The following is a 13,404-nucleotide window of genomic DNA, read 5'->3' as shown; positions in this document are numbered from 1 at the left end:
GATGGGTACAACACCCATAAGCCGTAACGAAACGAAAGGTAGGAAGAGGAAGACGCTTTTCCCGCAACCGCGTAGCAAGCTGCGCTCCCTCGTGCTCGCGGGTTCTGAAGCGTCGATAACGAGATTACGCAAGTCTGCCTCAACGGGTTGGAGTCGGTTACCGACCGTCGCCGATCTTTTATTTCTTTGGGACGTCCAATTCTCCAGTTTGAGCACGGCCAAAACCGAATGGCCAGTCGACCGGTGTGTTTTCGACATACCGATGAAGACGTTTTCACCTCCTACCCCGAGTTCACCAAGCCGGTTCGCGACTGCAGCGGACAGGGACTGTTTAGGGCGATGGGCGGTTCCGCGATATGTCCGTCGGCGAGGTTGATCCCGTCCCAGGAGTCCTTCCAGCCCTGGTTGATGAGTCCCTGTTCGTTTAGACGTTCATACTCGACGAAGCCCTCCCCATCCTTGTCCCCGTATTTTTCGATCCACTCGATCGCCCGGTCCGCGTGCCGCAGCAAGGCGGCAATGGTCTCCTTAGTGGGTAAGTCGCTTATGAATACCTCCAGGCTCCCCAAACCAGTCAACCCATCCAGGACCGCACGCACATCTATGCTGAGGACCGCAGCGTATTTCACTTCAACCGGTCTCGCTGCCAGTCGATCCCACCGTCTGTAGAAAGCGTGAGGCAAGTGAGGCTATTGCCCTTGCCCTGGCGCTTGTGTTCGGCGGAGGTCGGCTTGCTCAATCAGTTCTGTCATCCATGGACGGTACCCCCGATGGAAGGTGATACCTTCTGGCAGTCCCTGGACTGATGGTATGGAATCGGCAATGTCGATGGTGATGCGACCACCGCCTAAGGGAGCGTTCGTGATGTGCAGGTCCCCGAACGCTTCGGGAAGAACCGGGTTCATCCATACTCCGCCACGGGAAACGTGGGTGTCGTACCGCATGAGGCTGGTCACCAGCTGGATGGGCGTGGTAGCCGCCCATGCCTGCGGCGAGCAGGCCGTCGGGTAGGGGACGGGCGCGGGAAACTGCTCCCGGCTGAAGCCGCAGAATAACTCAGGGAGGCGGCCGTCGGAATGCTCGGCGGCCTCCAGAATGCCTGTACATATTCGCTGCGCGTGGGACACGAAGCCATAGCGCAGCAGGCCCTCCACGATGATTGCGTTGTCGTGCGGCCAGACGGAGCCGTTGTGGTAGCTCGCGGGATTATAGGCGCCCATGTTAGTGGCCAGAGTGCGCACGCCCCAGCCGCTGAACATTTGATCCGACAACAGCCGTTCGGCCACCAGGGACGCCTTGTCCTCGTCGATGAGACCGTATACAAGGCAATGCCCCATATTGGAGGCACAGGCGTCAACCTGTCGTTTCTTGCCGTCGAGAGCGATGGCGTAGTAGCCCAGTTCAGGGATCCAGAATTCCTCGTTGAACCGTTTTTTCAAAAGCGCCGCCCGGTCAGAGAGTTCGTCCCCGAGGGCCGTATCACCGGCGTCATAAGCCATCCATGCGCGGGCTGTATACGCACCGTAGACATAGCCCTGGACCTCGCAGAGGGCGATCGGTGGTTGAGCCAGGGTTCCGTCTGCGAAATTAATGCCGTCCCAGGAGTCTTTCCAGCCCTGGTTGATCAGCCCGTTGGGGTTTAGCCGCTCGTACTCGACGAAGCCGTCGCCATCCTTGTCCCCATAGTCCCGGATCCAATCGAGAGCACGATCGGCATGGGGCAGCAATGCAGTGATGGTGTCCCTGGCGAATCCCCATCGACTAACTGATCCGAGGATGTCGACGAACAGCGGCGTTGCGTCGACGCTCCCGTAATAGGTTGACTTGCCTCCCAAGGATAGCCCGCTGGAAACGTCAAGCCGGACCTCGTGGAGGATCTTGCCTGGTTCCTCCTCACTGGTCGGGTCCACTACCGTCCCTTGGCGGTCAGCCAGCGTCTGCAGCGTACCCAGCGCCAGGGACGGGTCTACCGGCAGCGCCATTTGCGATGCCCACAAAGAGTCCCGGCCGAACAGGGTCATAAACCAGGGCGCGCCCGCGGCGACTACGACGCGTTGCGGATGTTCAGGATCCTCAATCCGCAAGGCGCCCAGGTCATCGTAACTGCGGCGCAGGGTCCGCTCGATTGACCGATTGCCAATCTGCAGCACCGGTATTCTCGCCACCCATTCCCGTCGGCGCCGGTCCCGGGGCGACAATCCGTCCCCATCAGCATGGAAAAATGCCGCCCCGGAACCGTCTTCAGCGAAGCTGGGGAGCACGGTCAAGACCGTGCTCCAATAGCCCTGCGGCGGGACGGTCACCCGGTAAATTAGGCTGTCTGCCGAAATGTCCGCACCGAGGGCCTGGACAACCATGCCCTTCCGGAGGTCCCGCCAGTGTGCCCGGATGGTGAGCGCATCGCGTTCGACTTGGCGAATCTCGGCCCAGCGCCGTTGGATCCGCGCCTCCTTCACCTCGAAAAGGTCCGCGAAATCCGCCCCCACCCGCAGAGCGACTTCGCATTCGGCGGGTAGCACGGAGTAGTTGCGGACAGCGACTTGCTCCTGGATGCCGGCTCCTAATTCACGCAGTCGCTCCACGATCAGGGGACTGTCAGCATACCCGTCAGCCCGGGGAACCCGACCGACAAACAGCGCCCGATACGGCTCGGTCGTCTGCGCCGCCAGCGGCTCCAGCGGCTGCCCATTGATGGTGAGGCTCCAGCCCGAAAGGATACGGGCATCCTGCACGAAAAGACCGTGCGGATGATCGGCGCTGATGTCTCCATTGGGCAATGAAATGCAGAACGAGGACCCCTCGACCAGAGTGACCGTACCGGCTCCCAACGGGCCGGCTGCCGTGTCAGCATTCCACCCAGCCATCATCGCTCCCTTGAGAAACTACAAACAGTGCGGCGCCCTCACTCCAGGCTGCCTGCCACGGTCGCTTCCGAGGACGACGCTACGCTTGCTTCCGAGCCTAAGCTAGGCCCCGCGTTGACTCGTAAGTACCCTCCGCGAAGGAAGGAGATCTCGTTGCCTCGTCAATATGTGGCGGTTCTGGTTGTGCGATGAGGCTACGCCACATGGGAGCCACGCCCTGGGCGGGGCGGACAATCTTCTGATCAAGTCACCGAGGTGGGCCGGGCAGGTGCCGGCCGCCCACCCCACGGACGGACATGATTCGGAGATAGGTGACTGCGTTGTAGCGGATCCCCAGACGGGATACGGGAACGGCACCAAGGATTTGAGCAAGTGTCATGACGAACCCCAGGCCAGCTCCGACTTCAGCGCTTCCGGTCAAGGACAGCGCCAGGAGAGAGAAGGCAATCGGCGCGCCGGCCTGCGGGACCCCAAAGGTCCCATAACCGATTAGCCAGCGCCACAGCACGCTACTCCTCACACATGTACCTTCCGGGCGCAGGTGCATCCCGTTTGACGGCGCCTAGGCAGCGTCGTTTACCGCCTTGACTGCTTCTATGTTTATTTTCACGCATAAGCTGGCGCTCCCGACTGAAATTCAAGGCTTCAGCGTTTTCTATGAATAATGCTAAATCGAGCCAGGCCATGGCGGCTGGCCGAAAAGTGCATGAAGCGTTCCGCAAAAGACGGTGTCCCTATGTTTTTCGTCAAGCGGCTTGAGCGGGTTTCTCCTCGTAGAGATTGCCGCTCAGGGGCATGGATTGGACAACGTCGCAGCGGCGCCGGGGCAGGCAGCTGACGGGGACGTTGCGCTTTTCATTTCTCCGCGAAAGAAGAACTTCTGATCACGGCACTAGAAGACCAAGAGCTCCGGGAGTGCCTTGAACTGGGGACGGCAATTCTAGACCCCACGATTGATGCCGCCACGGTTGCCGGACGGTTCAGGGCTCTAATTTTGCCGGCCCGTCCTGCGGAACCCGTGGGTCCCCAATCCTCGTCCGCCGTTCGCAAGCGGTGCTGCACCTAATCTTGATGTCACCTCCAGGCTGGGCCCTTCCCGTCCGATACGCTGGATCATATCTGTCGGCGGCCGGGATCGATGACGTGGCCCTGATTTTAGTTATTTGAGGACCCTCCATGACGCGATCCACCGCTTCGCGAAGCGCGGCAGCTTCCGTTCCCTGGAAGGAGGGACCTGTTGTGAGCATGGATGCGACCGACCGTGAACTTGTCCGGCTCCTTCAGGTTAATGGGAGGGCTACCTTTCAGGAGCTTAGTGAAGCAGTCGGATTATCCGGCGAGAGTACCCGGACCCGTGTTACCCGCCTGGAGAAGACCGGTGTTGTGCGCGTGGTCGCGAGCGTAGCACCTCAGCTGTTGGGCTACAGCAGCTCGGCCCTGGTGGGGGTGAACGTCAGTATTGCCGCGCGTGCCGTTGCGCAAAGGCTGGCGGAGGTGTCAGCTTCGAGTTTCGTTGTATGCACCGGCGGAAGGTTTGATCTTCTGGCGGAAATCGATTGCCGCAGCGACCCGGAACTTCTAGATGTTTTGGATGAGATCCGGGGCATTCCAGGCGTTGTCCGTTGCGAAAGCTTCATGCACCTGGCTGTCGCGAAGTATGCGTACCGGCAAAGCGTCTTTCAGCCGCAAACGACTGGCAGCCCGCAGCCTTTGGAGCCGGTCGAGCTGGACGAAGTGGACTACGCGATTATTGACGCCCTTCGTGAGGATGGCCGTGCACCTTATGCAACCCTTGCAAAAAAGGCGGGTGTGCCCTATTCCAGCACCAGACGCAAGGTGTTGCAACTGATGGAATCTGGAGTTTTGCACATCAACACACTGCTGGGTAGCGCTGCGCCCCACCGCTACGTCCAGGCAAGTGTCGGTCTTCGAACAACTGGCAGCCCCCGGCACGTAGCCGATGCTTTGCAGCAGGTCCCGGAAGTGGGCATGGTACTGTTCACGGCTGGATCGCACGATCTGATCATCGAGGTGACTTGCGAAGACAAACAGGCGCTGCTCGACTTCGTTGACACCACCTTGAGCTCCATTGACGGCATCGTTTCCAGCGAAACGTATTTGTACCTAGACATCCAGAAGCTTCCATTTTCCTGGGGATCGCGGTAGCCGCAGAGGAAACGGAAGCAGATCCGCGATAGGAATCTCTTTTTCAGAAGGGAGCGATCCCAGGTCTGTGAAAACAAGGCTGCCCGGATCCGACCTCCAGATCCGGGCAGCGTCAAACGGGTTTGAGCCTAGAAAACGTGGATCGCATCCAGGACACGACGGGCGAGGTTCAGGTCTCCCTCAACGCGGACCATCTGGTCACGTCGCTCAGCCGAGGCCCGCTTGGTTCCCCAGCGGATGAAGTCGTCCGCGTCGCTGATGATCACCGCTGCCGGTTCCACGCTTCGGTCATCCAGCGCTACAGAGGGTTTCTCCGCTCCGGGGAAGATCAGCCAGTCACTACCGCCAACCCCTGTAAGGCGCAGGCGCACCGGGGCAGTAACTGCGGTACGAAGAGTTTCAGGCGACATCTGGGGAAGGCCGGCCATCAACCAGTCCAGGGAGGACCTTACGATGTCCTCTTCCGGCTTCACTGTGGGCGCGTCGATGGGGCCGTGCGGGGCGAAAATGTCATGCCTAAGATGGCAGTAGTGATCGAAAACCAGCGAATCGACGAGGATATGGGCCGGGTACACGCCGGCGTTGTCCATGTCCACTTCTGACTCGCTTGCCGGCGGAACCTGAAGCTTCGTAAGTTCCTCGATCGCGCTGTCGATCATTTCCCGGTACTCGGCCAATGTCTGTTCAGGTGACTGACCACGGAAGGCCGCGACCCCAACGTCGTTGGACGCTTCGATGTCTCCACTCACCGGGGAGGGCAAGGACTCGGGATTCACTACCTCCCGCAAAGTGCAGTTCAGGTGGATCACGATGTCCTGAACGCTCCATCCCGGGCATGCACTGGGACGCGCCCAGTCCTCTGCTGTGAGAACGTGCTCGAGGTTAAAAATCTCCTCGCGCAGCGTCTTCATGGCCTGGATTCCGTGCTGAGTCATTGTGCTGCTTTCTGTTTAATACGGGTGTTGGAAGTCGTGAAATCGGGGGGCGTCCCCGGGGCCTGTAGGGATGAGGGAACCGAAGCCGGGGCCGGAACCGGGTCCGCGGCGGGCAGCGGGATGCCGGCGCCGTAAACAAAGGATGGCTCAGGGAACCGGGCCAGCACCGCCATATAAAGGACCGCTGCCAGCCCGGCAGCGACGGGAATGCTGATATCCACCCCTGCCACAAGCGGGCTCAGCCAGCCGACGAATTGTCCCGGTACGTTGACGAACACGAGTCCGGTTGCTGAGGCGAGGGCCCATACGGCCACTGCCCGCCAGTTCCAGCCGTCGTTGAACCAGTAGATTCCGCCCTTGACGCGCCGGTTGAAGACCTGAAGGTCGTCCTGGTCGTACCAGCCTTTCCGCTTCACGAAGCCGACGATCATGATGACCATCCAGGGCGCGGTGCAGGTGACGATCAGGATGGCGAAGGTGGAAATGCTCTGCACCACGTTCAGGACAAATTTTCCGAAGAGGATGAAGGCCAGCGATGCGGCGCCGATGAGGATGGTCGACTGCACGCGGGACAGGCGGGGAACAATGCTGGCGAAGTCCAGACCCGTGCCGTACAGAAGTCCCGTTCCCGTGGACATCCCGCCAATGACAGCGAGGATGCTGATGGGGACGCAGTACCAGAGGGGGGAAACTGACAGAAGTCCGCCCACGTAGTCCCCGGCTTCGAAGAAGGAAGGCGCGGCTGAAGCGATGATGCTGGTCGTAGCCAAACCGAAAATGAAAGGAAGCAGGGTGGCTATGTTAGCGAGGACGACTGCGCTCATGAGCTTCTTGCGGGGCGTTTCCTTCGGTATGTAGCGAGTCCAGTCGCCCAGGAAGGTTGCAAAGGATACTGGGTTGGACATGACCACGAGGCCGGCCCCGATGGCGGCTGCCCAGAAGGCCGGATCTGTTGACATCAGACCATTGATACCGAAGGCGCCGGCATAGCCGAAGTCGAACTTGTCGGCGAAGGCAAGGATCCCGGCGAGAAACATGATGGTCGCGCCGACGATGGCTACCTTGTTGACCCAGAGCATGAAGCGGAAGCCGTAGATACAGACGACGAGCATAAGGACAGCCAGAATGCCGTAAGCGGCACCGAGGGTCCACGGGTTACTCGGCACAGCGAAGAACTGATGGGCTGCCCCGAGGATGACGTCGCCGGATGTCCACACGGAAATCGAGTAGAAGGCTACTGCGACCAGCAGCGCCAGGCAGGAGCCGATGATGCGGCCATGGGCTCCGAAGTGGCCGGAGGACGAGACGGCATTGTTGCTGCCGGTGACGGGTCCAAAGAGTGCCATGGGCGCGACGACCAAGGCGCCGAGCATGACTCCTGTGATGGTTACCCAAAGGGCGTCGATGAATGAGAGACCGAAAAGGATGGGAACGGATCCCAAGATGACGGTGACGAAGGTGTTGGCGCCGCCGAAGATCAGACGAAACAGGTCGAAGGCCGTCGCTGTGCGCTCAGTGGCGGGAATGGGCTCGACGCCGTGCTGTTCTACTTTGAGGATGCGGGGGCTTGCGCCTGCGGGGGTCGGCATTGGCTGGTTCACTTTGCCAATGAGGGATCCACAGAGAGGTGTTCGTGCAGGCAGGAGACCGAGCCGTCCGGGTTCTTAGCGAAAACGATGGTCTCACGTTCAAAGCTGGTTTCCCGGGTGCCGTTTTCTTCGGTATGGGTTTCGACGTCGTGGGTGAGCAGGGCAATGGGCCCGTGGAGCTGAATCCTTCGGTTGGTGCTCTTGCAGTCGGTGACCTTCCAGCCGCCTTCAATCCATGTTTCCCACAAGGCACGGTATGCGGAGCGCGATTCCAGACGCCGGTCTTCGGGATGGAACAGGAACGTCGCATCTTCGGCAAAGCATGCGAAGTAGTCATCGGTCCTGCTGTTGGAAAACGCTTCAACCATTTTTGCTGCCGCGTCGACGACTTCTGCCTCGGTAATTTCCATGTCGTTTGATCCTCTGATCCTGAAACTTGCTGTTGATGATTCGGACATGCAATGTGATGGCCACCACAAGCTGCGAAAAGCCTACCAGCTTTATAACCAGCAAAAAAGGTTAATCCCTGTTTTTTCTTCAAAGTTGCTTAACCTACCGGTAAAATGACCAGAGTGCGCGTCCGCCTTCCCTGGAGATTCTGGGTTCGTTTGCGTTCTGCTCAAGCACGACGGGGGTAGACCGCAGGGGCAGCCATCGCCTGGAAGCACGGATAGCTCTTCTCTGAACGTGTGCTGCTGCCGGCCAGGAGCTGGGGCTTTGAAACCCTGACGTCAAGGCTGCAGGGGCCACGGTTCAAGAGCACCAGGAGCGAAGAGCTACATGCGATTGTGCTCTTCGCGCGGAGCAGGGAGGACCTCACTGCTGCCCAATCCTGATGGGCCATCAGGACGCTGGTAACGGGTGGGGATCTCTAGGGCTTTCCCTGGCAGGGAAAGCCCGCGTTCCCCGTTCCGCCGGCGCTACTGGTCGCGGGGTCCGCCGTCGCCCGAGGGGAAGTATCCATTCGTCAGATTTATTCGCCAGGTGGTCGGGTCGGGCTGTCTGGAATCAGCATGGAGCCTCCGCCCGTTGATCCTGCCTCGGCGGTGGGTGCCCCTCCTGGCCGTGCTCGCGCGATTTGAGGCGGCCGACGACCGCCAGCAGCGCGTTCAGCTCCGTTGGTCTGTGCTCGGCCTTTCCGGATGGTCCGCTCCTCCACATGGCGTTGTAATACAAGCCGTCACCCATGCACAGAACGGCTTTGGCCATGGCTGTACCCACGTCTTCGCCGATGACTATCAGCCATTGCTTTTGCATGGCTGATAATCGGTGGCGCGCTTCTTGGTGGCCAACCGCGGAAAGTCGGGTAGCGGCCAGGAAGGAGTGGTCCATTGGTGAGTTTGACCAGAGGGAAGCCTTGATGAAGTATGACGCGGCACCTTCCGGCGCTGCCGCCATTTGGGCCAGGTCCGACGCCGCCAAGTGATCCAGCCGTTCCAAGCTGGCTGCGATTAGGGCCTCCTTGCTCGGGAAGTGGTACAGGAGGCCTCCTTTGGACAGTCCCGAACTCTTCGCAACCGCATCCAGCGTCGCCGCCCGCTCCCCAACGTCAATGAGAAGCCTTTCGAAAGCGTCGAGGACGGCATCGCGAGCACGGGGTCTTTTAGCCATTTTGGCTTCCAATCATAGATTTTGCCGCTCATTGCAGCGCATGCGCGTGGGTTCCGATTGCTCCAGTCGAAGCGATACGGTTTGGCACCTAATACCGTCGCTGGTTTGTGATTTATGCAGTCTCCTCATCTCCGTCTCCTGGATTCTGCGAACGGAGTATCCATATAGGCAGGACTGCTCCTGATTGTGATGAGGTCGTTTCTGCAGGTCGACAGGCACGCGGAAGGGCCGCGCGACAGACGCAAAGTTCTGTCTCGCCGCCCTGGGCGCAGGTGTTATGAGGTGAAGACGGGCTTTGTAGTTTGTGCTTCGTCTTCTTCCTCGGCAATTTCATGGGGCGCGTGCAGATCCTGGTTGACGTTTTGATCCGCCCGGACAGGGAGTCGGACCAGGAAGCCGGCAAGTGCAATACCGGCGAGGCCGATCGGCACTGCCCAGCCGACGGTCCAGGGCAATTCCTCTGCGCCGCGCGGCCACGCCAGGTTCATGACTTCGAAGATGATCCACCGCGCAGCGCCTGCTACGACTGGGAGGGTGAACGGGCCTGGGTGCCACTTCTTGCTGAGTATCCGCACGAGCAGTGCGACGACGCAGAAGCCCATGGTGACGAAGAAGCCTTCGGCAGCCGCGGCGATGAGTGTGGCGTACACCTGTTCGGAGAATGCCAGGAGGGTAATGACGACGGCAGGCAGGCCAACGACGATGGTCGGCACGGCGGGGTGTGCCGTGCTTGGCGGAGAGGAGCGCCGTGAACCGGGAGGCGGGGTAGCACGCCGTCCCGGGAGATGGACCAGGGGGAAGAAATGCTGGCCATCTATGGGCAATTCCTAATGGCCGTTGACAGGACCCAGATGATTGACTGCACACCGGCAAACCAAAGATGTGCCTTTGTTACTCCCGCCCCGTGAATACCCGGGCATGCCAGTTGAATCGCTTCCGTGATGCTCCGGTCACCTGCGATCATCCTGGCGTCGATGACGGTTGACCGGCCGTGCCCTCTGAAGGGGCCTCGAGCCTTGCAGGCCGCTCCGCGAGCTGGCGCCTTCGGCGTCCGCGCAGCACCGCGAGTGTTCCGATGCACGCGATTGCTGCAAGAACCAAGGCGCTCACGAACGCGGCTGCGAGGCCAGCCAGCGCAAGAACACCACTGATCGCTACAAGCCCGACCGCGTTCGCCGTCCTGAGCAGAGCGAAGACTTCAGCTCGGCGCTGGGAGGGAGATAAATGATCTAGGTCGAGTGAGAAAGATGTGTTCAGTGCCGGCAGAAAGAATCCGATGAACGCTGCCGCGATTAGGGTGAGGACGATATTCGGGGCAAGGGCGATCACGGCGCACGCCAATGTGAGAATTCCTAGAAATGCGCACAGCGAGCGTGGCTGGGGTGGGTGGTTGCGGATGCTCACCCACAGGCCGCCTGCGACGGACCCGACGCACAGCGCAAGCGCAAACGCAAACGCCCAAGCAGGGCCGAGGTTGAAGGAAATGGCCAGAGCCACCGCCCCGACTTCGACTGCCGAGACGACGGCGCCAAGCGCGGCCGCGCAGAACAGCCAGTGATAGATCTCTTTCGGGAAGTGAGCCTTCCGGACGTGGGGGTCGGTCCTGGTATGCGCGGCGGGTATTGAAGGGATCAGAACAAGTGGGCCGGCACCGAGCACCGCCATCGCGGCCACGGCCCCTACGGGTGAAACCGCTCCGAGGAGGGACACGATTACAGGCGAAACTGCGAAGGCAACCTCGTTCAAGGTTGCCGCTACCCCTAGAGCCCTACTGAGCAGCCGTGGTTCCACGAGGTGATTCAGGAGGGAGCGCTGAAAGCCATAAGCGGCACCATTGACCAGGCCCGCCGCCGCCACGGCAGCGAGTAGGGCGGCGAAGGAAGCTCCGGAGGCTCCTAGAACCGCCACACCAGCTAGTGCCACAGTACGGATGGCGACCAAGATTCGGAGATAGGTGACTGCGTTGTAGCGGCTCCCCAGTCGGGATACGGGAACGGCACCAAGGATTTGGGCAAGTGTCATGACGAACACCAGGCCAGCCCCGACTTCAGCGCTTCCGGTCAAGGACAGCGCCAGGAGAGAGAAGGCAATCGGCGCGCCGGCCTGCGGGACCCCAAAGGTCCCATAACCGATTAGCCAGCGCCACAGCACGCTACTCCTCACACATGTCCCTTCCGGACGCAGGCGCATCCCGTTTGACGGTGCCCAGGCAGCGTCGCTTACTGCCCCGGCATATTCCATGTTTTCCACGCGATAAGGCGTGTTATCGACTAAAATTCAATGGTAGATCATCCTGTATGACTAAAATCCGAATCTTGCCGGGGCATCACGACCGGCGGTGGGCTGATGAATGAGCAGGGAGCGGCGGTCCCCCAAAGGGTGGCCTCCACAGCGAGTGGGCGTTGCGGAGGTCTCTCTAGGGATTCGAGTGCCGGGCCAGCATGGTGAGGTCTTCCATAACAAGCCCGAGGCGCTGTCTGCGGGTTTCTGGGAGGGCCTTACGTTGTGGACGCGGCGGTTGCCTTGCCTTCCAGCTTTTTGTCTTTGGCGGACTTAGAGTTTGCTGATGCGTGCTGCTGCTGGCCAATGGATCGAAGAAGAGTGAACTGAGAGCTGCTTGGGGGGTGGCGGCAGGGGCTGGTTGCTGCCGGTGCTTTACCATCGGAGTATCAGTCCAGGCAGTCGGGCCAGAACGCTCCGGCAGCAATGTGGGGCAAGTCGTGGCGCGGGACGGACATTAACGAAAAGTCACGTGCGTAGGCTCCTGCTGGATCAGCTTTGATCAGTCGCCACAGTACTGTATGGCCGTCAACTGCGGGCATGATGGATCCCTGCCCGATGTAGGAGGGCCGGCTTCCCGGCGCTGGTTCCGGGCTCCACCACCCTGAGTGCGGGCAGTGCACGCCCGTTGCTACGGGGCGGTTGTTGGAGCGTCCTCTGGAGTTGAGGGTTTTGAGGCTTTTCATGTCCATCTCCTTTGATGGCGTCGGGGTTATGCGCGGCCGGTGGTGCAGGGCAGGTGGGCCAGTCCGTTGACGAAGTTGGAGTGCAGGCGAACCGGGTCCCCGGTCACCTGCGCTTTGGGGAGGGCTTGAAACAGTTCTTTGAAGAAGATGCTCATCTCGAGGCGGGCGAGTTGGGCTCCCAGGCAGAAATGCGGACCGCCGCCGCCGAAGGCGACGTGGGGGTACTCGGATTCCCGGAAGAAATCGAGCTTCTCGGCGTCCTTGAACACGGTGGCGTCCTGGTTGCCGGAGGTGTACCAAAGAAGGACCTTGTCACCTTTGCGGATTGTCTGTCCGTGCATCTCGACGTCCCGGGTTGCTGTACGGCGGAAATGCATGACGGGGGTGACCCAGCGGACGATTTCCTCGATGGCTTTGGGTGCAATGGAGTCGAAATCAGCGGCCCATTGTTCGCGTTGTTCCGGGTACAGGGACATTGCGTAGAAGCCTTGGCCGATGCTTGTGGCTGTGGTTTCGATGCCTGCGGTGAGGAGCAGTGCCAGGAAGATTCCGACTTCTTCATTGGTGAGTCGTTGGCCATTGACTTCTGCTTCCACCAGTTTGCGCAGCAGGCTTGCCTGATCGGATGTCACGTCGCCCGCTGCGGCTTTCGCTGCCAGTCCTCGGGCGTAGTCAACGATCTGGGTCATGGTCTTGTAGGACTCGGCGGTGCCGTTTCCGGCCAGTGCGATGCCCGTGAGCCGGATGAGCTCGGGCCTGTCCTCTGTCGGGACGCCCATCAGATCGCAGACGATCTGCGCCGGGAAGTCCGCCACGAGGTCGTCCATGAAATCGAAGGTGTCCAGTTCCTTCACGCGGGCGATGGATTTACGGGCGTGTTCTTGGATTTGGGGAGCGAGCTGGCCAAGGGTGCGCGGAGTGAAGATGCGGCTGACGATGGCCCGGTGGCGGGCGTGTTCCTCGCCGGTCATGTTGAGCATGCCGCCGTAAGTGCGGACCATTTCGGCTGGCATGTCGATCAGTTCGGTGCCTTGCCCTGAGGAGAAGGTGTCCTGGTCTTTGCTGGCTGCGGAGATGTCCTCGTGGCGGACGAGGGACCAGAATCCGCGGCCTCCTTCCGGGAACCAGTCTGTGGAGGGTTCGGTGTGCCAGGAGAGGGGCTGGTGTTCGCGCAGGTAGTTCAATTCGCGTTGGGCCGGTCCGTTGAGCCACAGGTCGGGGTCTGCGAGGGTGAAGCCTGGGGTCTGGGGCGTTGTCATGGTGTTCTTGGTCT

The 13,404-nt window shown here is 60.5% G+C and carries 9 protein-coding genes and 1 pseudogene; 1 reads left to right on the top strand and 9 read right to left on the bottom strand.

What is annotated here, in order from left to right:
* Positions 1-308: 308 nt before the first annotated feature.
* Both ARGLB_RS24410 and ARGLB_RS06680 read right to left on the bottom strand, forming a co-directional pair.
* Positions 309-530 (bottom strand): annotated as a pseudogene (locus ARGLB_RS24410) (hypothetical protein); the annotation flags it as partial.
* Between the two features lie 159 nt (positions 531-689).
* A complete protein-coding gene (locus ARGLB_RS06680; RefSeq protein ID WP_003800413.1) occupies positions 690-2,864 on the bottom strand; it encodes an amylo-alpha-1,6-glucosidase in 2,175 nt (724 codons plus the stop codon).
* A 1,245-nt stretch (positions 2,865-4,109) separates the two neighbouring features.
* Between ARGLB_RS06680 and ARGLB_RS06670 the strand changes: the two genes are divergently transcribed.
* On the top strand, positions 4,110-5,030 hold the full coding sequence (locus tag ARGLB_RS06670) for an Lrp/AsnC family transcriptional regulator (RefSeq protein WP_245531494.1): 921 nt from the start codon (positions 4,110-4,112) through the stop codon (positions 5,028-5,030).
* A 128-nt stretch (positions 5,031-5,158) separates the two neighbouring features.
* Here the strand turns inward: ARGLB_RS06670 and ARGLB_RS06665 are convergent, their stop codons facing one another.
* The 7 genes from ARGLB_RS06665 to ARGLB_RS06635 form a co-directional block, all read right to left on the bottom strand.
* Positions 5,159-5,965 carry a maleylpyruvate isomerase family mycothiol-dependent enzyme gene (locus tag ARGLB_RS06665; RefSeq protein WP_003800406.1) on the bottom strand — a complete coding sequence of 269 codons (807 nt, stop codon included), beginning with the start codon at positions 5,963-5,965 and terminating at the stop codon, positions 5,159-5,161.
* The gene (locus ARGLB_RS06660; protein WP_003800404.1) at positions 5,962-7,554 is read right to left on the bottom strand and encodes a purine-cytosine permease family protein; all 1,593 of its coding nucleotides are present in this window, start codon (positions 7,552-7,554) and stop codon (positions 5,962-5,964) included. Before ARGLB_RS06660 ends, ARGLB_RS06665 begins: the two co-directional genes overlap by 4 nt.
* A gap of 8 nt (positions 7,555-7,562) precedes the next feature.
* A complete protein-coding gene (locus tag ARGLB_RS06655) occupies positions 7,563-7,964 on the bottom strand; it encodes a YybH family protein (protein WP_003800401.1) in 402 nt (133 codons plus the stop codon).
* A 598-nt stretch (positions 7,965-8,562) separates the two neighbouring features.
* The gene (locus ARGLB_RS06650) at positions 8,563-9,165 is read right to left on the bottom strand and encodes a TetR/AcrR family transcriptional regulator (RefSeq protein WP_003800399.1); all 603 of its coding nucleotides are present in this window, start codon (positions 9,163-9,165) and stop codon (positions 8,563-8,565) included.
* A 275-nt stretch (positions 9,166-9,440) separates the two neighbouring features.
* Positions 9,441-9,878, bottom strand: coding sequence for a hypothetical protein (locus ARGLB_RS06645; protein WP_003800397.1), 438 nt, complete (start codon positions 9,876-9,878; stop codon positions 9,441-9,443).
* Between the two features lie 247 nt (positions 9,879-10,125).
* Positions 10,126-11,406 (bottom strand): MFS transporter, encoded by a 1,281-nt coding sequence (locus ARGLB_RS06640; protein ID WP_245531493.1) that lies wholly within the window; start codon positions 11,404-11,406, stop codon positions 10,126-10,128.
* Between the two features lie 751 nt (positions 11,407-12,157).
* Positions 12,158-13,390, bottom strand: coding sequence for a cytochrome P450 (locus ARGLB_RS06635; RefSeq protein WP_003800391.1), 1,233 nt, complete (start codon positions 13,388-13,390; stop codon positions 12,158-12,160).
* Positions 13,391-13,404: the final 14 nt, after the last annotated feature.

It is taken from the genome of Arthrobacter globiformis NBRC 12137 (assembly GCF_000238915.1).
GTDB classification, from domain to species: Bacteria; Actinomycetota; Actinomycetes; order Actinomycetales; family Micrococcaceae; genus Arthrobacter; species Arthrobacter globiformis.
This window is presented reverse-complemented; position numbering and strand designations above follow the sequence as displayed.

Coding starts and splice junctions, on each gene's coding strand:
- ARGLB_RS06650 (WP_003800399.1), bottom strand. CDS start 9,165: ATGGCTAAAAGACCCCGTGCTCGCGATGCCGTCCTCGACGCTTTCGAA.
- ARGLB_RS06680 (WP_003800413.1), bottom strand. CDS start 2,864: ATGGCTGGGTGGAATGCTGACACGGCAGCCGGCCCGTTGGGAGCCGGT.
- ARGLB_RS06635 (WP_003800391.1), bottom strand. CDS start 13,390: ATGACAACGCCCCAGACCCCAGGCTTCACCCTCGCAGACCCCGACCTG.
- ARGLB_RS06670 (WP_245531494.1), top strand. CDS start 4,110: ATGGATGCGACCGACCGTGAACTTGTCCGGCTCCTTCAGGTTAATGGG.
- ARGLB_RS06655 (WP_003800401.1), bottom strand. CDS start 7,964: ATGGAAATTACCGAGGCAGAAGTCGTCGACGCGGCAGCAAAAATGGTT.
- ARGLB_RS06665 (WP_003800406.1), bottom strand. CDS start 5,965: ATGACTCAGCACGGAATCCAGGCCATGAAGACGCTGCGCGAGGAGATT.
- ARGLB_RS06640 (WP_245531493.1), bottom strand. CDS start 11,406: ATGGAATATGCCGGGGCAGTAAGCGACGCTGCCTGGGCACCGTCAAAC.
- ARGLB_RS06660 (WP_003800404.1), bottom strand. CDS start 7,554: ATGCCGACCCCCGCAGGCGCAAGCCCCCGCATCCTCAAAGTAGAACAG.